The 25,275-nt window shown below is 38.0% G+C and carries 12 protein-coding genes and 1 tRNA gene; 11 read left to right on the forward strand and 2 right to left on the reverse strand.

The window, feature by feature from the left end; genetic code table 11:
• Positions 1-2: 2 nt before the first annotated feature.
• The 11 genes from ACRD62_RS00085 to ACRD62_RS00135 all read left to right on the forward strand — a co-directional run bounded on the left by ACRD62_RS00085 (position 3) and on the right by ACRD62_RS00135 (position 24,444).
• Positions 3-2,042 carry a DUF4859 domain-containing protein gene (locus ACRD62_RS00085; protein WP_430818079.1) on the forward strand — a complete coding sequence of 680 codons (2,040 nt, stop codon included), beginning with the start codon at positions 3-5 and terminating at the stop codon, positions 2,040-2,042.
• Between the two features lie 173 nt (positions 2,043-2,215).
• Positions 2,216-4,612 carry a glycoside hydrolase family 127 protein gene (locus ACRD62_RS00090; RefSeq protein ID WP_430818080.1) on the forward strand — a complete coding sequence of 799 codons (2,397 nt, stop codon included), beginning with the start codon at positions 2,216-2,218 and terminating at the stop codon, positions 4,610-4,612.
• A 26-nt stretch (positions 4,613-4,638) separates the two neighbouring features.
• Complete coding sequence (locus tag ACRD62_RS00095) at positions 4,639-7,041, forward strand: glycoside hydrolase family 127 protein (protein ID WP_430818081.1); 2,403 nt, start codon at positions 4,639-4,641, stop codon at positions 7,039-7,041.
• Positions 7,042-7,087: 46 nt separating this feature from the next.
• On the forward strand, positions 7,088-7,921 hold the full coding sequence (locus ACRD62_RS00100) for a M90 metallopeptidase family protein (RefSeq protein WP_430818082.1): 834 nt from the start codon (positions 7,088-7,090) through the stop codon (positions 7,919-7,921).
• Positions 7,922-7,936: 15 nt separating this feature from the next.
• Entirely contained in the window at positions 7,937-10,300 is a 2,364-nt protein-coding gene (locus ACRD62_RS00105; protein ID WP_430818083.1) for a beta-L-arabinofuranosidase domain-containing protein, read from the forward strand.
• Between the two features lie 99 nt (positions 10,301-10,399).
• Positions 10,400-12,178, forward strand: coding sequence for an aminopeptidase P family protein (locus ACRD62_RS00110; RefSeq protein ID WP_430818084.1), 1,779 nt, complete (start codon positions 10,400-10,402; stop codon positions 12,176-12,178).
• A gap of 143 nt (positions 12,179-12,321) precedes the next feature.
• Positions 12,322-14,697, forward strand: coding sequence for a beta-L-arabinofuranosidase domain-containing protein (locus ACRD62_RS00115; RefSeq protein ID WP_430818085.1), 2,376 nt, complete (start codon positions 12,322-12,324; stop codon positions 14,695-14,697).
• 34 nt (positions 14,698-14,731) lie between these two features.
• Positions 14,732-16,873: a family 43 glycosylhydrolase gene (locus tag ACRD62_RS00120; protein WP_430818086.1), complete on the forward strand. Its 2,142-nt coding sequence runs from the start codon at positions 14,732-14,734 to the stop codon at positions 16,871-16,873.
• 92 nt (positions 16,874-16,965) lie between these two features.
• Positions 16,966-21,030, forward strand: coding sequence for a hybrid sensor histidine kinase/response regulator transcription factor (locus ACRD62_RS00125; RefSeq protein ID WP_430818087.1), 4,065 nt, complete (start codon positions 16,966-16,968; stop codon positions 21,028-21,030).
• A 108-nt stretch (positions 21,031-21,138) separates the two neighbouring features.
• Positions 21,139-22,485 (forward strand): DUF6055 domain-containing protein, encoded by a 1,347-nt coding sequence (locus ACRD62_RS00130; RefSeq protein ID WP_430818088.1) that lies wholly within the window; start codon positions 21,139-21,141, stop codon positions 22,483-22,485.
• Positions 22,486-22,500: 15 nt separating this feature from the next.
• Positions 22,501-24,444, forward strand: a complete 1,944-nt coding sequence (locus ACRD62_RS00135; protein WP_430818089.1) for a glycoside hydrolase family 97 protein — start codon at positions 22,501-22,503, stop codon at positions 24,442-24,444.
• 59 nt (positions 24,445-24,503) lie between these two features.
• Here ACRD62_RS00135 and ACRD62_RS00140 read toward each other — a convergent pair.
• Both ACRD62_RS00140 and ACRD62_RS00145 read right to left on the reverse strand, forming a co-directional pair.
• Positions 24,504-24,577, reverse strand: a tRNA-Ile gene (locus tag ACRD62_RS00140).
• A 163-nt stretch (positions 24,578-24,740) separates the two neighbouring features.
• Positions 24,741-24,881, reverse strand: a complete 141-nt coding sequence (locus ACRD62_RS00145; RefSeq protein WP_430818090.1) for a hypothetical protein — start codon at positions 24,879-24,881, stop codon at positions 24,741-24,743.
• Between the last annotated feature and the right edge of the window lie 394 nt (positions 24,882-25,275).

Here is a 25,275-nt window from a genome sequence, read left to right on the forward strand (position 1 = left end):
GAATGAAACTTTTAAATGTTATATTAAACAAACAAAAGCCGGTAAATGCCGGCTTTTGTATCATACACCTTGTAATAATATTATTGCTGTTTACATCCTGTGGAAAAAACAACTCCATTGTAGCACAAACTCCCAATAATGGAAGTGAGAGCGATGATCCAAAGTCTGATGTTGTAGTGCTTACAGAAGATGATGTAACCGACTATCAGAAATATTACAAACCAGCTGAAATGGCAGATATGGATGTGTTACGAAGCGACAGTAAATGGTCGTTCGTTCGCAGCAGACAATCTGATCATTTTATTGTGTTTTGGGAAGAAGGTTTTGGAGATGATCCTAATTCAAGTGACTTAGAAGAAAAAATGCGAATTGATATTGATGACCTGCTACAAAAAGCAGAAGAATTCTTTAGTATTAATATCAACACCTTAAAATTTGCAGACTTAGGAACATCCAAAACAAATCTTGAGACCTATAAAATGCAAATCTATTTACATTATACAGAGGAATGGATGGCTTTCGGAGCGGGATATGATGATGTAATCGGAGCCTTATGGGTGAACCCGGCCACTTGTAAACCTGTTGGTTCAACCATTGCACACGAGATTGGTCATAGCTTCCAGTACCAGGTATATGCCGACTTACTGGCCCATGGTGAAATAACAAACGATTTTACCCGGGGATTTAGGTATGGATTTGGTGGAAATGGAGGGAATGCATTTTGGGAACAAACCGCACAATGGCAAGCTTTTCAGAGTTATCCCATGGAAGCATTTACATCATATAATTTTTCAGTTTATTGTAATAATTACCATCGCCATATATGTCACGAGCATCAACGATATGCAAGCTACTGGATGCATTACTTCTGGACTGATAAACATGGCATTGATGCGGTTGCAAGAGTTTGGCGCGAATCAGTCAGTCCTGAAGATCCATTAGAGACTTATATGCGAATTTATGAATTGAGTGTAAGTGATCTTAATGATGAGATTTATGAAGCAGCAACCAAATTTGTTACGTGGGATTTGGATGCGATCCGTTCAAATGGAGAAAACTATATTGGTCAGTTGAAATATAAGTTTTATCAATTAGAAGATGGCAGCTATCAGGTTGCCTATAGTCATTGTCCAGGTTCAACCGGTTATAATGTGATACCTTTAAATGTACCTGATGCAGGAACTACTGTAACAACTAAGTTTACAGCTCTTTCGCCAGGATCTGATCTGGCACCAAATGATCCAGGTAATTATGCTGATAATGAAACTACCTTAGTAACTACACATTATAACACTGGTTCGCAAGCAAGAGCAGGATGGAGATACGGATATGTTGCTTTGTTAACAGACGGTACAAGGGTATACGGAGACATGAACCAAAACACCTCAGCTGAGATAGATTTTATAATTCCTGCCAATTGTGAACGCCTATGGTTAGTAGTAACAGGTGCCCCAAAAACATATATCGCACATCCTTGGGATGAAATCGAAAGCAACGATGATCAATGGCCTTATATAATTAAATTTACCAATACTGATTTGTTGGGTAATGTAACCGTTGATACGGATAAGGATCCTGAAAATTTAACATTGACTTATAACTTGGAATTTAAGGCTGATAAGGAAAACTATACCGGAACAATTGTAAATCTGTTTACCAATGGTGATATTGCTAAAGTAGCTCAGGCCTTATCAATACAACCTTCCGATATTGGTTCTAAAATGTTAGAAGCTAAATCTTCTCCCTCAGAAGGTAAAATTGCTTTCGCTGCCGTTGAACCAGATGAATCGTTAAACTATGAAACAACCGCCAACGGATATGGCTTTTGGTTCGACAGTAATGGATCAGTAATTGGATGGGGAGAAAGCAATGATAGTAAGTTATACTGTGAGCTGAATGCAGGAGGCATGCAATTCTCAATTGGTCAGTTTCCGGGTAAAAGTTCTGCAGGTGATTCATATCAAATTAAGGAAGCATTGGTATATACCAAAGGGGGTTCTCAATATGTGGTGACCTTTATATTTAATGTTGGCCTACAATAATCACAAATGTTCGTTTCTTTAATGTAATGTCAGTATATTATTGAATTAAAAGGAATAAGAATAAGGGTTAATAAACATTTGTACTAAATATTAATGAAAACGTGACATAATAAGTAACTCCCCCAACTTATTTTTACAATCTATAATCCAGAATCATCAAAAAATTAAATACAATGAAGAAAATTGCCTTCTTACTTCTGTCCTGCATCGTTTTTACAACCTATGCGCAAGATAAGAATAGTGGATATCCAATCTCTCCAGTGCCTTTTACCTCGGTAAAAGTTAACGATGCTTTTTGGGGACAACGTCTGAAAGCAAGTCGTGAAGTGACCATACCATTGGCATTTAGTAAATGTGAAGAAACAGGTCGGTATCAAAACTTCATCAATGCAGCCCATCCGAGTGATACAATCAAAGTTGGAGGTTTATCATTTGATGATACCGATGTATATAAAACCATTGAAGGTGCGAGTTATTCAATGCAGACTTTCCCGGATGCTAAACTAGATCATTACATCGATAGTATTTTGGTGATCGTAAAAGCGGCTCAGGAACCTGATGGATATTTGTATACCAGCAGAACCATGAATCCTAAACATCCACATGAATGGGCCGGTTCGAAAAGATGGGAAAAAGAGGAAGACTTAAGTCATGAGTTATATAACCTGGGGCATATGGTTGAAGGTGCCATAGCTCATTACCAGGCTACTGGTAAAACCAACTTTTTGGATATTGCTAAAGCCTATGCTGATTGTGCTGTTCGCGAAGTAGGTGATGGTCACGATCAGGCGTGTGTGGTTCCGGGTCACCAGATTGCAGAAATGGCTTTAGCTAAATTATATGTGGTTACCGGAGAACAAAAATACCTTGACCTTGCAAAATTCTTATTGGATAAGAGAGGTTATACTACCATCAAAACAGAATATAGTCAATCGCATAAACCCGTTCTGGAGCAGGATGAAGCAGTTGGACATGCAGTTCGTGCCGCATACATGTATTCGGGTATGGCTGATGTTGCAGCTTTAACCGGCGACACTTCATATATTCATGCCATCGATCGTATATGGGATAACATTGTTGGAAAGAAACTATACATTACCGGAGGTATTGGTGCAACCAACCACGGTGAAGCTTTTGGTAAGAATTACGAATTACCAAACATGTCAGCCTACTGTGAAACATGTGCTGCCATTGGTAATGTTTACATGAACTACCGCTTATTCCTTCTTCATGGAGAATCAAAATACTACGATGTATTGGAACGTACGCTTTATAACGGATTAATCAGCGGAGTTTCATTAGACGGTGACGGATTCTTCTACCCTAACCCCCTGGAATCAATTGGTCAGCACCAGCGTCAGGCCTGGTTTGGATGTGCTTGTTGTCCATCCAATGTTTCACGTTTTATTCCTTCTGTTCCCGGTTATATCTATGCCGTTCACAACAGCGATTTATATGTGAACCTGTTTATGTCCAACACATCAACATTGGATGTAAATAGTAAAAAGGTAAATCTAACTCAAAAAACATCTTACCCCTGGAATGGTGATGTTGCAATTGAAGTAAATCCTGAGAAAAAACAAAGCTTCAATCTCAAGATCCGTGTTCCGGGCTGGGTGCAAGGTCAGGTTGTACCTAGCGATTTATATTCATTTGCTGATAAAAAACGCTTATCATACACTGTAATGGTAAATGGTAAAGCTGTTGAAAGTGAATTAACCAACGGTTATTTTACTGTTTCGCGTAAATGGTCAAAAGGAGATATGGTTTCTGTACATTTTGATATGGAAACACGTGTTGTCAAAGCTCATCCATTGGTTGAAGCCGATCAGGGTAAAGTATCTTTCGAACGCGGACCAATTGTTTATTGTGCTGAGTGGCCCGATAATGATTTTAGCGTGCTAAGTGCTTTCATTCCTCAAAAACCAGAATTTACCGTGACAGAAAAACCTGATATGCTTTATGGTTTAAACATGATCCAGACCAATGCTCAGGTGCTTGCTTATAACAAAGAGGGCAAGATAGAAGTAGAGGATGTAGAATTGAAACTTATTCCTTACTATGCATGGGCCCACCGTGGCAGCGGAGAAATGGCAGTCTGGTTCTCAAATGAACTACGATCAACACGTCCTGTTCAACAACCAACCCTGGCATCCGAAAGTAAAGTGGATGCTTCGCATATGGTAAAAGCTATTAGTGCCGTTAACGATAGACTGGTACCCAAAGATGAACACGATAGATCGATTCCTTATTACCATTGGTGGCCCAAACAAGGAACAACCGAGTGGATTTCATACGAATTTCAGGAAGAAAATACGGTTTCAAGCTCATCTGTAATTTGGTATGATGATGCACCATGGGGTGGTTGCAGAATTCCTAAGGCATGGAAGATTTACTATAAAGACAGCGAAGGAAACTGGACTCCGGTTGAAAACGATACAGACTATCCAATAGTGAAAGGAACCCTTAATACCATTTCATTCAAGCCGGTAACCACAAAAGCTGTAAAAATTGAAGTTCAACTTCCGGATGATAATGCCGCAGGACTTTTCGAATGGGAAGTTGAATAATCAGAAATAAACTCAACAACAAATTGATGAAACTAAAACATTTAATATATTCCTCAATTCTAATCCTTTTGGCCTTTTCTTGCGTGAGTAAGGAGGGCCAAAAGGCTCCCCTAACACCTGTTTCATTTACCGATGTAAAGCTGACAGATGCATTTTGGGCACCTAAAATTGAAATCAATCGCACTGTTTCTATTCCTTCGGCCTTTGGTAAATGTGAAGAAACAGGCAGATTGGATAATTTTGCATTAGCTGGTGGGCTAATTAAAACTGATCACCAGGGTGATTTTCCTTTTGATGATACCGATATTTATAAAGTATTAGAGGGCGCATCCTATACTTTAGCTGCCCAATATGATGCTGACTTGGACAATTATTTGGATAGTGTGATCACATTAATAGCTGCAGGTCAGGAAGATGATGGTTATCTAACCACTTGTGTAACCAATAAATGCGAACGATTAACCGGATGGTACGGTAAAGGTCGATGGGATCGTTTAAACAGTCATGAGCTCTATAACAGTGGTCACCTTTACGAAGCAGCTGTAGCACATTACCAGGCAACCGGCAAGAGGATTCTGCTGGATATTGCCATCAAAAATGCCAATCTGGTGAATGAAGTATTTGGGCCTAATGAAGGTCAGAAACATGTACCTTCGGGCCACCCAATTATTGAAATGGCACTGGTTAAACTTTACAGAGTTACCAACAATAAGAAATACCTTGATCTGGCACGATACTTTGTTGATGAAACCGGGAAAGGAACCGATGGTCATAAATTAAATGCATACAGTCAGGATCATATGCCTGTTGTTAAACAGGAAGAAGCTGTTGGACATGCTGTTCGCTTAGGATATTTATACTCAGGCGTTACCGATGTGGCTTCATTGCTGCACGATCAACAATTAATGGAAGCTACCAAACGCGTTTGGGAAAACGTTGTTTCTAAAAAGCTATACATCACAGGTGGCATTGGCTCGCGTGCTCAGGGTGAAGGTTTTGGTCCTGATTACGAGTTAAACAACATGACTGCCTATTGCGAGACCTGTGCATCCATTTCGAATGTGTACTGGAATTACCGCTTATTCTTGAATGAACACGAAGCCAAGTATTACGATGTTCTGGAGCGGACTCTTTACAATGGAGTAATTTCCGGAGTGTCATTAAGTGGTGACAAATTCTTCTACGACAACCCTCTCGAATCAGTTCATAACCATGAAAGAGCTCCCTGGTTTGGATGTGCTTGCTGTCCGGGCAACATAACCCGCTTTATGGCATCGGTTCCGGGGTATATGTATGCTACAGATAAGCGAACTATTTATGTGAACCTGTTTGCTCAAAGCACGGCTAAAATTCCTTTTGGAGAAGAAACCATTGGCATTAGTCAGGAAACCAAATATCCATGGGAAGGTAAGGTTAACATTACAATTGATGAGCCTTCATTAACCAAAATGGAACTAAAAATCAGAATTCCGGGATGGGCCCACAATCAACCTGTTCCATCTGACCTATATCATTTTGCCAACGAAAACAAGGATGCATATGCGGTAAGTGTAAATGGTAAAAAGGAATCTGTTAAAACCGAAGATGGTTACATCTTATTAGATTCCAAATGGAACGCTGGTGATCAAATCACTATTGATTTTCCAATGCCGGTTCGTAAAGTTATTGCCAACGAAAAGGCAACCTACGATCAGGGCAAAATAGCTTATCAAAGAGGACCGGTGGTATATTGTTTCGAGGATAAGGATAACCACGATGGTTTCATGTTCGATAACTTTGCATCTGCTGATGCTAAAGTAACTCATGAATTTGATGATTCTCTATTGGGAGGAGTGGTTAAATTAAAAATGCCAGCTCATAAAATTAGTACAGAGAAAGCAGAAACAACCGAAGAAACTGTTGAGTTAACAGCTATTCCTTACTATGCATGGAACAACCGAGGAACTTCAAACATGTTGGTTTGGTTGGCAGCCAATAAAGAAACAGCTATTGCCAAACAAGCTCCATCATTGGAATCTAAAGCAACTCCGACTGCATCTAGCGGATGGGCTCCCGGATTAAATGATGGATTCGATCCTAAAAACTCAGGTGATGTAGACAAATCATATTTCTACTGGTGGTTGAAAGAAGGTAGCGAAGAAACCGTTGACTATGAATTTGAATCACCTGTTACGATAGCACAATCTTCGGTTTACTGGCTGAATATGGATCATTACGATGGTAACTACCGTGTACCTGAGCATTGGTCAATCCTTTATAAAAACAAGGCCGGAGAATGGAACGAAGTTGAAACAAGTAACGAATTTGGAGTGGCTTTAGATCAATACAATACCGTTAACTTTAAACCTGTTGAAACAACTGCAATTCGTATCAAAGCGAAGCTACAGGAAGGCGAGTCAGCTGGTATTCTGGAGTGGAAATTAAAATAGTTGGTACTACAACGCAACAAACTAACCATTTTTAAAGGGAAGAAGAATGAACATAAAATCGATTTTACTTTTAGCCGTGATGATGACTGTTATACTTTCATTATCATGTGCCAATAACAACAAGAAAAGTAACAGTGTATCAGAAAAATATACTATTACAGCACCGCCTGCATCGTTAAATCTTGATCCGTTTTACAAAAAATATGCGAACATTAATGGTATTCATATCATGAGTTCGTGGCGTGTGCCCGATTCTGCCTTTGTGAAAGCATGTGAGATAATTGATTTTATGACTGCTGATTTGCCTGAAGATGTTTTAAACCAAATGGTGAAAGTTGGAGCCCGTTTAGGAATCATGGCACGTTACGAAGGAACTACCGACATACCCGAACATGCTCACCTGGCAAATGATACAACAATCAACTGGGATGTTCGTGCCCGGGGTTTAGGTGGTGATATGGAATTACCCTTAACCACCTGCGCAGAGGAGAATCTTCTTTGTTATCAAATTGACAAGTACCATGCCGAGGATATTACCATTCACGAATTTGCGCACGCTATTCACCTGATTGGTATAGCTCCTATTGATTCAACCTTTAACGATACACTTCAGCAATTACTCGATAAAGCAATGTCTGAAGGAAAATACGTTAACACGTATGCTGCCACAGATATCTACGAATACTGGGCAGAAGGCGTTCAGAACTGGTTTAATGTTAACGCCGAAGTGGCAAAGACAGATGGTAAGCATAACTGGGTTAATACCCGTGATGACATGAAAAAATATGATCCTGACTTATATGATTTGGTTAGTAAATATTTTTCCGACTTCAAACAAAGTCCTTCCTGTCATAGTGCAGAAAATCTCTACACAGAGTAATCAAATACGATTATTATGCAATTAAAAAACCTAATAAAAAGCACTGTATTTTTAGGCCTTATGTGCTCTGCCATTTCTTGTAATCAACCTACTGATTCAAGAATTGAAACTGACGGACGGGAAATAGTTGATTTCAAGGTGCTCACTTTTCCGCTGGAAGATGTCAAACTTTTGGATGGCCCTTTTAAGCATGCAACAGAATTAAATGAGCAATCGCTCTTAAACTACGAGCCTGACCGCTTACTGGCCAAATTTCGTTTTGAAGCCGGTTTAGAACCCAAAGCCGAACATTACCATGGCTGGGAAGATAACACCATTGCCGGGCATAGTTTAGGTCATTACCTGTCAGCCATCTGTATGATGTATAAAACAACCGGTAACGAAGAATTTCTGAATCGGGCCAATTACATTGTTGATCAATTGGCAGAGTGTCAGAAAGCAGATGGTAATGGCTACATTGGAGCATTCCCTGATGGGAAAAGGATTCTGGAAGAAGAAGTTGCCAAAGGAAATATTCGCTCACAAGGTTTTGACTTAAACGGCATTTGGGTTCCTTATTATACCCAGCATAAAGTGATGATGGGATTGATGGATGCTTATGAATTATGTGGAAATCAAAAAGCTCTTGAGATCAATAAAAAGTTTGCCGATTGGTTACTAACTGTTGTGAAAGATCTGACAGATGACCAAATCCAGTTGATGTTGAATTGTGAACATGGTGGTATTAACGAAGCTTTAGCTGAGTTATACGCAGTTACCGGTGACACCACCTATATGAAAATGACGGATTCTTTCTATCATAAGTCTATTCTAGATCCATTATCCAACAACGAGAATATTTTGCCCGGAAAACATGCAAACACGCAGGTACCAAAACTGGTTGGTTTGGCACGTATCTACGAATTAACCGGAAACGAGAAAGATCGTCGTGCTGCAGAATTTTTCTGGGACAGAGTTGTTCATCATCATTCGTATGTAACCGGTGGACATTGCAATCATGAGTATTTCGGAGCACCCGACTCTCTGCGCGATCAGTTAAGTGATGGTACCACTGAAACCTGCAATGTGTATAACATGCTTAAGCTTTCGAGTCATATGTTTAGCTGGGAAGCACAACCCGAAGTGGCTGATTTTTACGAACGTGCTCTTTTCAATCATATTCTGTCGTCTCAACATCCGGTAGATGGAAGAGTTATTTACAACCTTTCACTGGAGATGGGAGGTCATAAGGTTTATCAGGATCCTCATTGGTTTACCTGCTGTGTCGGAACAGGAATGGAGAACCACTCAAAATACGGTCGTAACATCTACTACCATAACAACGATGAGTTATATGTAAGTCAATACATTGCATCGGAACTGAACTGGAAAGATAAAGGTGTAAAGATCATACAGGAAACTCAATATCCTGATGAGCAAGGCACTCAATTGACAATCAAAACAGATCAAGCCAAAAAGTTTAGCTTGTTATTACGCTATCCTTATTGGGCTGAGCAAGGCATTGAAATTACAGTGAATGATAAAGCGATTACAGTGAATCAAAAGCCGGGCAGTTTTGTAAGCATTAACCGCAATTGGAAGGATGGTGATGTGGTAAAGCTTAAGATGCCATTCAGCCTGAGACTGGAAACAATGCCTGATGATTCCAACCGTGTAGCCATTATGTATGGGCCATTGGTACTGGCAGGCGATTTAGGTCCTGAAGATGATCCTAAGGTAAGTAAATTGATGTATGTGCCGGTATTGATGAGCGAATCACGCAATCCATCTGATTGGATGGAGCCGGTTGAAGGAAAAGTAAATACTTTTACGACACATGATGTGGGTCGACCTCGCGATGTGGTTTTCAAACCATTTTATCAAACGCATGAAAGAAGATACTCTGTTTACTTCGATTTGTTTGACCAGGCTGACTGGGACGAGAAACAGGCTGAATACAGAGCGAAACAAGAACAGAAGAAGAAGATTGATAACATGACAATTGATTTCTTTCAACTGGGTGAGATGCAGCCGGAAAGAGATCATAATTATGAGGGTGACAAAGTATTTGTTGATCAGTTTAAACAAAAAAGATACCGTCAGGCTGACAGAGGCGGATGGTTCTCGTTTGACATGACAGTCTACTCGGGCCAGCCTATGGCACTGGTATTTGAATACTGGGGCGGTTTCCCTTGGTCACTTACCTTCGATATTTTTGTTAATGACCAGAAACTGGTAACTGAAAACCTGAAAAATAAACAACCTGGAGAATTCTTTTACCAGGTATATGAATTACCCGATAATTTAACCGTTAATGGTGGAAAAGTAAAGGTAAAACTGGTACCTCATGAAGGCCATCGGGCAGGTCCTGTATTCAGTGTTCGAACCATCAAAAGATAATTGGTTTATAATTAATATTAAGTGCTAAATTAGATTTCGAATAAAAGTCAAAGTTTCATCTTTGACTTTTATTTTTTAAACACTACAAGTATAGAAACCATGGAAAACATCATAAAGAATCGTCTGCAACAACTAAGAAATGAAATGAGAAATAAAGGAATCGCAGCATGGTACATGTCGGGTTCCGATCCTCATCAGAGCGAATATATGCCCAATCATTGGCAGATTAGGGAGTTTATCAGTGGTTTTAATGGTTCGATGGGTTTTATGGTTGTTACCTTAAACGATGCAGCGTTATGGACCGATTCGAGATATTTTCTACAGGCTGCCAGTCAGTTGGAAGGAACAGGTATTCAGTTAATGAAATTCAGAATAGAAGGAACTCCCAGTCCGGCTCAATGGATCAGCAGTCAATTAACATCCGAACAACTTGCCGGAACAGATGCCAGCTGCATCTCCATTTCTGCTTATGAGTCATTACAGTCAGAGCTTTCTGGTTATGATATTACCCTGACAGATTGTGGTGATTTATTGGACTCATTCTGGACGGATCGCCCCGAATTACCATCTAATCCAATCTTTGAACATGAAGTAGATTATGCGGGTCATTCACGCATCGAGAAGATTGATCAGATAAGAAATCATCTGGATGAGAAAAAAGCTGACTACATTATTTTAACTGCCTTGGATGATATCGCCTGGACATTTAACCTTCGTGGTAATGATGTTGAATTCAACCCTGTGTTTATAGCTTTTTCTCTCATCAGTAAAACAACATGTACGCTGTATGTTAACCAACAAAAGATTCCGGATTCATTAAAGGATAAACTGGAAAACGAAGAAATAAACATACTTCCTTATGAGCAGATTTATTCAGATGTTAACAACATTCATGGCAAATTATTGATTGATCCGGATAGAGTTAACTACGCTTTAAAAAATGCCTTAAGTAAAGAAGTCAAAATTGAATATACTTTATCGATAGCTGCCATCTTAAAAGCCATAAAGTCAGATCATGAAATTAAGATGTTTGAGATCGCCATGCAAAAAGATGGAGTTGCCATGGTCAGGTTTTTAAATTGGCTATATCAAACAGCAGGAGTTGTGAGTTTTACAGAGTATGATGTTTTACTTAAACTGGAAGAATTCAGATCTGAACAGGCAAATTTTATGGGAGCCAGCTTTCATTCCATTGTCGGCTATAATGGCAATGGTGCAGTAGTTCATCGCTCTGTCACACCCGAAACGGCTGCTTCCATTACCAATGATGGTATTTTGTTATTTGATTCAGGAGGGCAGTACTTAGAAGGAACAACCGATATTACGCGAACTGTTTGTTTGGGTGATCCAACTGATTTGGCAAAAGAAGATTTTACCATCACACTTAAGGGAACCATCGGACTGGCTGAACTTAAATTCCCGGCCAATACCTTAGGTTGTAATCTTGATTTGGCTGCCCGTCATGCCATGTGGCAAACAGCCCGAAACTATGGTCACGGTACTGCTCATGGAATCGGATTCTTTCTAAACGTTCACGAAGGTCCTATGAGCATCCGACAGGAATACAATAACCGAGTGATTGAACCCGGAATGGTAATGTCGGACGAACCAGCTTTTTATCGTGAAGGATTATATGGTATAAGAACCGAGAATGTGATGGTTTGTAAAGAATGGGTGACAAATGAATATGGTCGTTTCCTTCAATTTGAAACCCTTACCCTTTGTCCCATCGATACCAAACTGATTGAGAAAAGTCTATTAACTGAGGCCGAAATCAGATGGATAAATAATTATCATCATCAATGCTTTGAGAAGCTTGCTCCGGCTTTAAATGATGAAGAAAGAGAATTTTTGAAAGAATTAACTCAGAAGATTTGATTGGATTATGAATAAATTTTCAGCAATTGGTGTTATGAGCTAAACATTTGTACTAGTTATTTAAACCTTCATGACAGCTGTTGCCGGAAATATTTTTCTTCTTCACCATGAGAAAAAATCAGTAATCCAGGAAAGAATAATATATGTACAAATTATCGCCGCCCCGTATCAAGAAGAAACACACATTAGTTGTCACAACTCTTTTATTATTGATTTCTATGTCATGTAATCATGACAAACCAAAAGCAATTGATGAATCAGTAAAACCCAGGGTTGAGTTGTTTTCTATTAAAGATGTTACATTGCTCGAAGGTCCATTTTATCATGCCACCGAACTAGGAAAGAATACTTTACTTGCCTATGAACCGGATCGCTTCCTGGCAAGATTCAGAACCAATGCCGGATTGGAAGCCAAAGCGGAACATTATGAGGGATGGGAAGGTGAATCACTAGCCGGACATAGCCTCGGACATTACATGACAGCTATTAGCCAAATGTATCAAACCACTGGCGACAAAGAATTTTTGAATCGTGCCAACTATATCGTTGATGAATTAGCCTTGTGTCAGGATCAAAGCAAATCCGGTTTTATTGGTGCTTTTGAAAACACCGAAAAGATACTAACCGAAGAGGTTGCCAAAGGACAAATTAAAGCACAGGGATTTAACCTCAACGGCTTATGGTCTCCATTTTATACCGTTCACAAAATAATGGATGGATTGTTTCACGTTTATAAACTTTGCGATAATAAAACGGCACTTGAAATTGATGAAAAGTTAGCCAGATGGGTTGGGCAAATTCTAAAGGACTTAAACGAAGAGCAATTACAGGAAATGCTGCACTGCGAGTTTGGTGGCATGCCTGAAACACTCCTCGATCTTTACGGAGAAACAGGCGATACCATCTATCTTCATTATTCCAAAAAATTCAGACATAAAGCCATTATTGATCCCATCATCGAAAACAACGATATTCTGGCGGGCAAGCATTGCAACACACAAGTCCCTAAATTTCTAGCTCTCGCACGTAGTTATGAATTAACAGGTGATACAAGTGATTACAAAGGAGCAATCAACTTCTGGGATATGATGGTGCATCATCATGCATACGTAGCGGGAGACTTCGACAATTACGAATATTTATACGAACCGGATCAGTTAAACGATCAATTGAGTAATAGTACGGCAGAAACTTGCTGTGTGTACAATATGCTGAAGTTATCAAGGCATCTTTTCCAATGGAACCCATCCGTAGAAATTCTTGATTATTACGAAAGAGCTTTGATTAATCATATTTTGTCATCACAACATCCTGAAGATGGAAGAGTAATCTACCATTTGTCGCTGGACATGGGTGGGTTCAAAGTTTACGAAGATCCGCATGATTTTACCTGCTGTGTCGGATCCGGAATGGAAAATCACGCTAAATACGCACAAAACATTTATTATCATTCTGAAGATGAATTAATTGTAGGTCAATTTATTGCTTCAGAAGTTAACTGGAAAGAGAAAGGTTTTAGCTTAAAACAAACTACCCTATTCCCCGAAGAGGAAGGAACAACTTTGGAAGTAATAACTGATCAAGCCGAAATTAAAAACTTATCCTTAAAAGTACGTTACCCGGCTTGGGCTTCACAAGGTTTTAAAATAAGCATTAATGGTAAAACATTCGCTTTTGATGCTCAACACGGATCATTTATTAATCTGGGTGATACATGGAGAAATGGTGACCTGATTAAAATTGATATGCCATTTAACATCCATACAGAATCGATGCCGGATAACAAAAACAGATTAGCCATATTTAACGGTCCGGTTTTGTTGGCTGGTATTCTGGGACCAGAAAATGATCCAAAGATTGCTGATCCTTTATATGTTCCTGTTCTGATGACAAAAGATGCAAATCCTGCAAGCTGGTTAGTTAAATCCGGAAAAGGTTTTAATACATTTAAACTAACTGATATAGCTCAACCAAGGGCGGTTGAATTGCAACCATTTTATCGCACGCACAATTGTACCTATACCGTTTACTGGGATTCGTACACTCCAAACGAATGGAAGCATCAGCAAAAGAAATACAAAGAAGAACAGGCTAAAAAGAAAGAGCTGGAACTAAAAACAATTGATCTGTTCCGATTGGGAGAAATGCAACCGGAGCGTGACCATAACTTTAAAGAGGAAGCATCGTGGGTAGGTGAATATAAATCGAGAAAATACCGTGAGATTCCTAAGGAAGGTTTTGCTTCCTTTGAAATGGCTGTTGATCCGTCGAAAAAGAATTCTCTTGTATTTGAATACTGGGGTGGTTTTGCCGGAAGCCATACCTTTGACATTACAGTTGAAGGTCAGGTAATTGCTACCGAAAACATCACAAATATGGCCCCGGGAAAATTTATTAATGTAACTTATGAAATTCCGGAACAACTGATTGAGAATAAGAACAAGATTAAAATAGAACTCCTGCCTCATGACGGTCATCGTGCAGGACCTGTTTTTGCTGTTAGAACAATAAAGTCATAATCGCCCAAATAACGATAAAAACTTCATCAAAAGCATGTACAAACATCCATTCATACTAGTATTACTAATTGTTCTATTTTCAGTTGTTGGTAAGGCACAATCGCCTCATATGCTTCCCGGAAATGGTAATCCTCTCCTACCCGGTTACTTTGCGGATCCAACCATCAAGAAATTTAATGATACTTATTACATCTATGCAACCAGCGATGGAGTAAAGTTGGCATCAGGCGAGCCATCGGTATGGATTAGCGATGATCTGGTTCATTGGTACAATCAGGAAATGGATCTGGATTTACCCGAAGGATTGACCAATTGCTGGGCTCCAGATGTGGTTAAAGGTGATAATGGAAAATATTATTACTACATGGGTAATTGCCAATTTGGATGTAATATCTATGGCTATGTTTCAGACTCTCCAACAGGCCCCTGGAAACCGGTAAACGAAGGTAAAGCTGTAATACCCGTTGGAACCAGTAAGGAATATTTACCTGCTTTGGATGCTCAGTTTTTTAAGGATGATGATGGATCGTTGTACAGCTATTTTGGAACCTGGTGTACCTCGTTTAAAGGTATGGGGTGGGTTAAAATCAATCAGGATGACATGTTCACGATTGAAGAAGAAGGATTTATTCCCATCGAACAGATCCCTAATGCTTTTGAGGCCGCGTATCTTCTAAAGAAGGATAGCATTTACTTTTTGATGTATTCCGCCGGAGATTGTCGATTGAGCTCTTATTCTGTTCATTATGCCTGGTCGAAATCTCCTGAAGGGCCCTGGAACTATGGCAAAAACAATCCCATTTTGGAGACATCCGAAGATGGCTTAATCCATTCTCCTGGTCACCATTCTGTTTTAGAGGAAAACGGCGAGTATTATATTGTTTATCACCGACATGATAACCCACATAGCTCAGGTGGAGAGTTCCGTCAGGTTTGTATGGATCGCATGGTCTTTTCTGATCCGTATTCTATTGAAAAGATTAATGCCAGTCACGAAGGAATTTGCAGACAAACAGATGAAATATATCCAAAAAATCTGGCTTTAGGGGCTAAATCATCAGCAACATCTTATTATCATTTAAAAGCCGAAGTTAACAGATACACCGAAAAAGAAACGGATTATGAATATCTGCCTCAACTGGCTACAGACGATAATAACGGTACAATCTGGAAAGCCTCCGGATGTTCTTTACCGCAATCGCTTGTAATCGATCTGGGTAAAAATCAATCCATTCAGAGAGTGATGATAGAGTTTGAATATTCAACCTATTTTTATCAATATAAAATTGAGACATCTGAAGATAGCATTCATTGGAATTTATTCGCCGATCGCACCCTGAACAAACAAAGTGGTTGTCCAGTAATTGATGATAATAAAGCCGAAGCCAGATATATTAAAATTACGGTTACCGGAACAGAGAAAGCTGGAATGTATGCTGCAATCTGGAACATAAAAGTGTATGATCAATTATTTGAAACACCGGAACTAAATAATCATATCCAAAATGTTGAAGCAGCCAATACTGTTTCTAAAGGTTTATTAGTTGACTTTGATGTACAAAAACAAAAGGCAAAAAATATCAACCAGTTTAAAAACAAAGGTTTGATGGGTGGTGATTTTATTTTGAATGGAGAAGCATCATTTATAACAAAAGAAGGCGTAAAAGCCATTGAGTTAAATGGAAATGGCTACTATGAATTATCGGCAACACCTACTCAAAGTCTGAACTGGAATTCACCCTTTACCGCATCAGCATGGGTATACGTATCGGAATTGCAAAATGGAGACTGCATCATTAAGTGGAACTCACGAGATAATATGCTACAAGCCTCTTACGCAGCAATGATGTTCGGCAAAGGTCCTTTTGGTGCAATTGCTCATGGCGACGGATCGGTTGATATGGGATTTAAAGAAACTCCATCGGCAAATCAATGGCATCATGTAGCAATCTCTTTTGATGGAATGAAGGAAAGTATTTACATAAATGGCAAACTTGACAGAGAAATGCCATTGATGCTTTTTGTTGAAAGTGATACAGTATTAATTGGAAGCTCTGGTTTTGAAATGGAAAATTTTAAAGGATTCATTGCTAAAGTTCAATTATATGATAAAAGCATGAATTCTGATGATATTACAAGATTGTATAAACAAACGAAGCCCAAAGGGATTAAATAAAATTCACTGGTAATACATAAATCATTAAGTTTATATTTTTAAAACCCTTTAAAATCAACCTAAGCTAATCCATTTCTCATAAATTTAAATCTATGAATAAAGTGTTTTTAGCTAAGTATCTGTTTATAAATATTTTGGTATCGATATTTGGTATCGTAACTATTCAGGCTGAAATTTCTGAAGAAGAACCACTTTATTTTAGTCATTATACCAATGAGGATGGACTACCATCAACCTACGTAAAAAGTATTGTTCAGGATGTGGATGGATTTATTTGGGCAGCAACCCGCATGTCGGTAGTACGGTTTGACGGAAAAACATTTCGTGATTTTCCGAGCTACAACCAGCAGCACGAATTAGTTCAGATGTATTGCAATAAATTGTTCTTCACTAAAGACTCGATGCTGATTTGTCGCACCAATGATGAAGAATACTTTTATTACGATTGCAGCCTCGAATGTTTTTACCCTTATGATTTACTAACCACATTAGGTTCAACAACCTTAATCACTCCTACTGATAATGGATTTTGGGTTTGTCAGAATAACAAAATCTATTTTGTTGACAAAGCAACTGCTGAGCAAACAGATATCCTGACAAAACTGGATATAAAAAGTATCTACAAGAAAACGGTTTTCTTCGATATAGTTGAAAACGATCAATGGCTGGTTTTTTCAACAACTGGAGGACAAATATATGTCTACAATAAAAATACTTTTAAAACATACGAGTATTCATTACCATCTGTAATTGATGTTGCCGATCACGATTTAAGATACATTGACAGCCATAACAACCTCTGGGTTACTTCTTCCTTTACAGGTCTGATAAATTTAAATCTGGTAAACAAGCATTACAGTCATTACACAACCAATCGAAACGATGCTTATCGATTACCACATAACCTCATCCATGCTTTTTCTGAAGATAAACTAGGCAGAGTCTGGATGGGTACAGAGGCAGGTTTAGCCATTTACAACCCCTCATCGGATAAGCTTCGACTCTTAAAAAGTAAATTATCAGAACCGCAGGGATTAAATACAGATCCTATTTACGACACCTTTTGTGATAAGGAAGGTAATATGTGGCTGGGATCCTATTTTGGTGGGATTAACTTCTGGAGCGGAGAGCAAAACTTTTTCAGAACATGGACACCCGGATTCGGCAAATGGCAAATTAATGGTAGGGTAGTAAGTTGTTTCGAAGAAGATCTGGATGGTAATCTTTGGATTGGTTTTGAAGATAAAGGGCTCAATAAACTAGATATTGAAACCGGGAATATGAAACTTTATTCTTCTGATTCAGAACCTTATGGTTTATCATACGATAATCTTCACGATTTATTATTTGTTAATGATGAAGAATTATGGATCGCAACGTATACGGGTAGTATCAATGTTTTAAATACCCGCACCAATACCTTTAGTTATTATCATCGTAACAACGAAGAGCAAACGCTTTCAGATGTAATCTATCAATTTAAGAAAGTAGGTGATACCATTTATATAGCCACCTCAGAAGGGATTACTTATTACAGTATCAAAAAAAGGAAATTTACAGCCCTGAGGCCCGACATCCTGCGATCGATCCAGTTCGAAAGCATAACCAGTACTGATGATGGAATAATCTGGTTTTCTTCCTACAATCAGATTTACCAGTATAACCCGGTTAGTGACTCACTGTATACTTTTGATCGGGTCCCACATATGAAGAACATCAATTTTGTAAAAACAGATTCTAAAGGCAGACTATGGATTGGCGACTGCTACAATGGTTTGTGCATGTATAACATAAAAGATCAGTCGGTTCAACAATTTAATCGGTCCAATCATTTTCCTGCCCACTGGATATTTAGTCTTGAGGAAGGAGACAATGGCTGGTTTTGGGTAAGTACAGATAAAGGATTAATTCATTTTTCGCCCGAAAAAGAAATATTTACTCTGATAGACAGTAATTCAGGAATCCCTTTTAATCAGTTTAATTACAGAGCTTCATTTACTGATAGTAAAGGAAACATTTACTTCGGAGGAAACAGTGGAATGGTATCTTTTAATGAGGAAACTAATATCCCTAAGAAAGAGCATCTCCCTATCGCCTTAACCGATATTAAACTGTTTAACGAATCGCTTCAACCCGGAAGTAAAACTCTCAGCCAATCCATCAATAAAATAGATCAGCTGACTTTAAAACACAACCAAAATGTTTTTACCATAGAGTTTTCAGCCTTTAGCTATTCCACACAAGGCAGGTGTCAATACATGTACTACCTCGAAGGACTGGAAGCTGACTGGAACAATGTTGGTAACCGTAATTTTGCGACTTATACCAACATTAGTCCGGGAACTTACACCTTACATATAAAAGCTGTTTACAATGAAAAACAGTCAGATACTGAAGAAAGGCAATTAATAATTGAAGTACTTCCACCCTTCTGGCTTACAGGTTGGGCTTACGGAATTTATTTTCTAATTATTCTTTTAATCTTTCTGGTTGTTTTCCGTGTGGGTAAAAACATTGAAAAATCCAAAGCTTTGGCCGAGTTGGAGCACCGCGAGAAAGTGCATGCCGAAGAAATAACACGTGTTAAACTTGAGTTCTTTACCAATATTTCTCATGAATTAAAAACTCCGTTGACCCTTATTGTAGGTCCCCTAAGCAAAATTATGAGTGAAGAAAACATCACTCCTGCTTTTCGTAAAAGGCTAATGGGAATTGAACGAAATGCAAATCGTTTGTTTCAACTAATCAATCAGCTTTTAGAATTCAGAAAAATAGAAACCGGAAAAGAAAAACTGGAGGTATCCCCAACAAATCTTAACGATTTAATGAATGATGTAACCGATTCATTCAATAGTATTGCTGAAACTAAAGGCATTGAACTATCAACCCAACTGAACTTATCAAACGAAATTGTTTGGATTGACAAAAATAAGATGGACAAAGTGTTCTGTAATCTTCTTTCCAACGCTTTTAAATTCACACCTGAAGGTGGACTTATTGAGTTTTCACTCAAAACCAAAAAGAGAAAAGGCAGAAATATACCCGAATTATATGATTTGATCATTAAAGTCTCTGATTCTGGTAAAGGTATTGAGCCCGAACTTCTTAATAAAGTATTTGATAGATTCTTCCAGATTGAAGATGAGTCCAACAAGGAAGGCGGATCAGGTATCGGTTTGGCATATGTAAAAAGTCTGGTACAATTACACAAAGGTCAAATTTCAGTGGAAAGTGAAATGGATAAAGGAACGAAGTTTAAGATTATCATTCCTGTAAGCCGCGAAGATTATCAAAACGATGAAATTTCAACCATTACAAGACCAACCAACACTTCTTACATTATTGATGATGAAATTCAGTCAGAATTTACCAAGTCAGATTTAATTAACATTGATGCATTATCATCTAAACCCACCATATTGGTTGTGGAAGATAATGTTGAACTTGTTTCATTTATGAAAGAGAATCTGGAAGAGAAATATAATGTAATAACAGCATTAAACGGCAAAGAGGCTTTTGATAATCTTGAAAAAGACAGACCCGATCTGATTATCAGTGATATTATGATGCCGGTTATGGATGGAATCGAACTAACTAAGAAACTAAAAACAGATATTAACTATTCGCATATTCCGTTAATTCTTCTGACATCAAAAGATAGCATAGAAGATAAACTACATGGTTTAAGTTGTGGTGCGGATTATTACATGGCAAAACCATTTTATCCGGCCATACTTGAAAAATACGTCGAAAATATCATTAATACACGTCAACGCTTAATCGATAAGTTTAGAAGCGATGAGGAGGTTAAGGCAGAAGATATCTCATGCTCCGAGTCGGATAAAAAATTTATTGAGAAGCTTACTTCAATTATTAAAGACAACATTAGCAATCCGGATATGGATGTTAGCTTTCTGATGAAACACATGGGCGTTAGTCGTTCGTTGTTGCATTTAAAACTTAAAGGATTACTGGGATGTTCAAGTACAGAGTTCATTCGTGCCATCAGACTAAAAGAAGCTGTTAAACTAATTTCAAGCGGACAATGTAACTTCTCTGAGGCAGCTTACGAAACGGGCTTCTCCAGTCCTACATACTTTACAAGACGATTCCGCGAATTCTATGGTAAGTCTCCACGGGAGTATTTTGGAAAATGATTTAGCTACTCTTGAACATTTATACTGGTTTTATAAACATTGCTACTAAACGTATGAATGTGTTTTAGCTTTCTTTACGTTGCTATAAAATGTACTAACAAAACCATCATGAATACAACTTCACAAATACTGTCCATCCTATTGGCTCTTGTATTAATCACTTCTTGCATTTCAGAAAGTGATAATACCTTTAAGAAAAAAACCTATTTCTCATCTGAAATTTGGAATGTGGAGGAAGGCAATGATTTTTCAGATAGTTTGGCCCAATTTAGCAAATATCGGATGAAAGAAACTGATAATCTTGCCATTTTATGGGAGCAGGCATTTGGATCTGATCCGGCTACTACGCCTGATGAAAAATATCGCTTTCAAATGAACGATCTAATGGAAGAAAGTGAACGGATGTTTGTCTTTTATCGCGATAGCTTAAAATTCATCGAAAAAGGACACTCGAAGACAGACAGTCTACGTATGCTGATTTTTGCCTATCACAACGATGATGGAACAGTTTATGGTGGCGGAGCTGGCGATACAATAGGAGTTGTTTGGCTTTCTCCTAATCGCATTCAAAAAAAACCTTATGCTGCCATGGCTCACGAGCTAGGTCATGCATTTCAATTTCAGGTAGCAGCTGATGGCAATGATGGCTTTGATCCGGGATCGATCTATGAAATGACCTCGCAATACATGCTATTTCAATTCTATCCAAACTGGATGCAATTAGAGACTTATCATTTCGATAACTTTATGAATAATACTCATAAGGCCTTTCTTCATGAAGATAATATGTATTGTACACCTTACGTATTGGAATATTGGTCAAATAAATATGGACGTGAATTCATTGGAAAACTTTGGAGAAGTGCAAAAAAAGGAGAAGATCCTGTAATAACCTATAAACGAATTCAGGGGATGGATCAAAAAGCTTTTAACGACGAGATAGCCGACGCATATCTAAAATTTATGACATGGGACATGGATCGCATCCGCAATATTGCGTGTGAATTTGCCAATAAACACACCAGTACCTTAAAACCCATCAATGATAACTGGTATCAAATATCGGAGGAAAATTGCCCACAAAACTATGGTTATAATGGTATCCGCTTATCTATTCCAGATGGAGAAACGAAGATATCAATGGAATTTAATGGACTTATCAACGCCAATGGTTATAACATTATTCAAACAGAAAAAGCTGGATGGCGGTATGGTTTTGTTGCCGAACTAAAAAATAAAGAACGAATTTATAGCCCCATTTTCTCTAATAAAACAGATACTGTGACATTTACAGTACCGGATAATACATCCAATCTTTGGTTGATGGTATGTGGAGCACCAACTGAGCATTGGATTCATGAAATGGATTTTAAACCTGAAAATGATGAGCAGTGGCCATATCAAATCAGACTTTCGGGTACAACAATTTTTAATGATGACAAGACAAATAACTAATAAACTGATTTGTTTATGAAAATAAAACTTCTCTTGGTAACCCTTTTTGCCTTTTCGATGCAAATTTTTTCGCAGGTTGCATCCGTTTCTTCACCCGATGAATCCATTAAAGTAAATGTTAAAATAACCGATCGGATTTATTACGACTTGATGGTTGATGGGATAGAAACTATTTGGTATTCACCAATTTCGATGACGACTAACAAAGGTGTATTAGGACTTAAACCAACTCTTTTAAATCAATCAACCGCAACCGAGAATAAAACCATTAAAACGGTTTGGGGTATTCGTTCTGAAGTAAAAGATCAATATAATGAACTAACTCTTGATTTTAAAGGAGGCTATTCTCTTATCTTCAGAATATACAATGATGGAATTGCATACCGATTCAAAACCGCATTAAAAGGCGATTTAGTTGTTTACGATGAAGAGGTTGAATATCGTTTCTGGGAAAATCACAAGATGCTTAGTCATGTTGTTGATTCGTATACCACTTCTTTTGAAAAGCTTTATACCCGCCAGACTTTAAGAGAAGTGACACCAGATAATCTGATTAGTTTACCTAGTACAATCATAGCTGATAAAATCAGACTGACAATTTTGGAATCAGACCTTTTTAATTATCCTGGAATGTATCTGTCCAAGTCCAATAATCATGCACATCGCTCATACCTCACAGCTAAATATGCCAAGTACCCAACTGAATGGGTTCAGAATAATTTTCGTTTAAAAATTACCGAACGAGCTGATTACATAGCTAAAACAACAGGAACACGATTTTTTCCATGGAGAGCTATTTCCATAGCGAGATCAGATATTGAAATGGCCGATTCTGATTTAGTTTATAAATTAGCACGACCTTCACAGATTGATGCCAGTTGGGTAAAACCGGGAAAAGTTGCATGGGATTGGTGGAATGCATTAAACCTGCAAGGTGTTGAATTTGAAACCGGAATTAACAATAAATCCTATGAATATTTCATTGATTTTGCTGCTCGCAACAACATTGAGTATGTAATAATGGATGAAGGATGGTCGGATCAATTTGATGTATTATTACCGACTCCAATGATTGACATGGAACATCTGACTCAATATGCGAAAGAAAAAGGTGTAAAATTGATTTTATGGGCTGTTTGGCACACAATCGACAAACAATACAAAGAAGCATTCGAACTGTTTGAGAAATGGGGTATAGCTGGTGTTAAAATTGATTTTATCGATCGTGATGATCAGATTGCCATTGAATTTTATGAACGCATGATTATAGAGGCTGCTAAGCATCACTTATTAATCGATTATCACGGATGTAGCAAACCAACCGGTTTGCATCGTACTTATCCTAACCTAATAAATTACGAGAGCGTCCATGGAGGTGAGTACAACAAGTTTAATGATGAAGAAACACCATCACATAATGTTGATATCGCCTTTACACGTATGATTGCAGGTCCAATGGATTATACACCTGGAGCGATGAGTAACTCAATTCAGGGCGATTACAAAGTGAGTTATTATAATCCTCAAAGTATGGGAACCCGTTGCCATCAATTAGGAATGTTTGTGGTGTATTTTGCGCCTTTACAAATGTTATGTGATGCTCCAACAGCCTATGAAAAATACCCTGATATACTGCATTTCTTAGGTGAAGTTCCAACAATATGGGATGATACGAAAGCTCTGGAAGGCCAGGTTGGCGAATATGTTATTATAGCAAGAAAAAGAGGTGACGATTGGTATATTGGAGGTTTAAATAACTGGACAGAACGTGACGTTACCATCGATCTTTCAAAAATAATTGAGAATGGTACTTATAAAGCCTCATTATTGATAGACGGTGTTAATGCAAACAGAAATGCCGAAGATTATCAATATCAGGAAAAGTATGTATCAAGTACAGATCAGCTAAAAATAACAATGAAGAAAGGTGGTGGATTTGTCATTAAACTAAGTAAATAATAACAAATGAATCAAATAAAAAAAAGCAGTTACCGATGGTAACTGCTTTTTTTACGGGGTGGGCCCACCTGGGCTTGAACCAGGGACCCCCTGATTATGAGTCAGGTGCTCTAACCAGCTGAGCTATAGGCCCGGCATCAAAAGGCTTAATACCTTTTCAGCGGATGCAAAAATAGAAAGGAATTTCATATTATCAAAAGCCTTTCGCAATAAAATTATGCTTATTTTATTTATGAATGCTCATTACTTCTCTATTATTCAAATAAACAATAAGATATAAGCAGAACTTTTTAAAGTTATTTTTTCTTGCCTGCCAAATTTCCTTCAACTATTCCTTTAATTAATGCAACAATGCCAATAATAAAAAGAATTTGAGGATAGAAAAAGATAAATCCGGCAGCTAAACCTCCAAACCATACAATCGCAATTAATATCATAAAACACCTCTTAAAACACCTTATTTCAGCTATGTATTTCCGGACCTAAAAATCCCCCTGACATTTCTTCCTCCTCTGCTTCATCTTGCAATTTTTGAAGTCTTTTCGCTTCGTTCTCATCCAACTCTCCTTCTTCGGAGCGACCAATAAAAATTGGTTTCTCATTTGTCAGTCCACATATTAAGCCAATTGATGAATTGAATTTTCATATAGTACAAACTTTGCATTGTTGTCATAGGAATTGAATTTGACTAACTTTACAACAATATATATACGTAATAATATTTTTATCAAACTACAGAAGAAAAATGAATTGGATCTATTTCGTTATTAAATTTTATTCTAAAGAATGAATAGAATTACCAATTCCAATAATAGCAGGTTCTTCAGATAA

Source organism: Carboxylicivirga caseinilyticus (assembly GCF_050589785.1).
Taxonomy (GTDB): domain Bacteria; phylum Bacteroidota; class Bacteroidia; order Bacteroidales; family Marinilabiliaceae; genus Carboxylicivirga; species Carboxylicivirga caseinilyticus.

Bases quoted from the DNA above. Each gene is read 5' to 3' on its own strand.
- ACRD62_RS00085 (WP_430818079.1), top strand. From the start codon at position 3: ATGAAACTTTTAAATGTTATATTAAACAAACAAAAGCCGGTAAATGCC.
- ACRD62_RS00090 (WP_430818080.1), top strand. From the start codon at position 2,216: ATGAAGAAAATTGCCTTCTTACTTCTGTCCTGCATCGTTTTTACAACC.
- ACRD62_RS00095 (WP_430818081.1), top strand. From the start codon at position 4,639: ATGAAACTAAAACATTTAATATATTCCTCAATTCTAATCCTTTTGGCC.
- ACRD62_RS00100 (WP_430818082.1), top strand. From the start codon at position 7,088: ATGAACATAAAATCGATTTTACTTTTAGCCGTGATGATGACTGTTATA.
- ACRD62_RS00105 (WP_430818083.1), top strand. From the start codon at position 7,937: ATGCAATTAAAAAACCTAATAAAAAGCACTGTATTTTTAGGCCTTATG.
- ACRD62_RS00110 (WP_430818084.1), top strand. From the start codon at position 10,400: ATGGAAAACATCATAAAGAATCGTCTGCAACAACTAAGAAATGAAATG.
- ACRD62_RS00115 (WP_430818085.1), top strand. From the start codon at position 12,322: ATGTACAAATTATCGCCGCCCCGTATCAAGAAGAAACACACATTAGTT.
- ACRD62_RS00120 (WP_430818086.1), top strand. From the start codon at position 14,732: ATGTACAAACATCCATTCATACTAGTATTACTAATTGTTCTATTTTCA.
- ACRD62_RS00125 (WP_430818087.1), top strand. From the start codon at position 16,966: ATGAATAAAGTGTTTTTAGCTAAGTATCTGTTTATAAATATTTTGGTA.
- ACRD62_RS00130 (WP_430818088.1), top strand. From the start codon at position 21,139: ATGAATACAACTTCACAAATACTGTCCATCCTATTGGCTCTTGTATTA.
- ACRD62_RS00135 (WP_430818089.1), top strand. From the start codon at position 22,501: ATGAAAATAAAACTTCTCTTGGTAACCCTTTTTGCCTTTTCGATGCAA.
- ACRD62_RS00145 (WP_430818090.1), bottom strand. From the start codon at position 24,881: ATGATATTAATTGCGATTGTATGGTTTGGAGGTTTAGCTGCCGGATTT.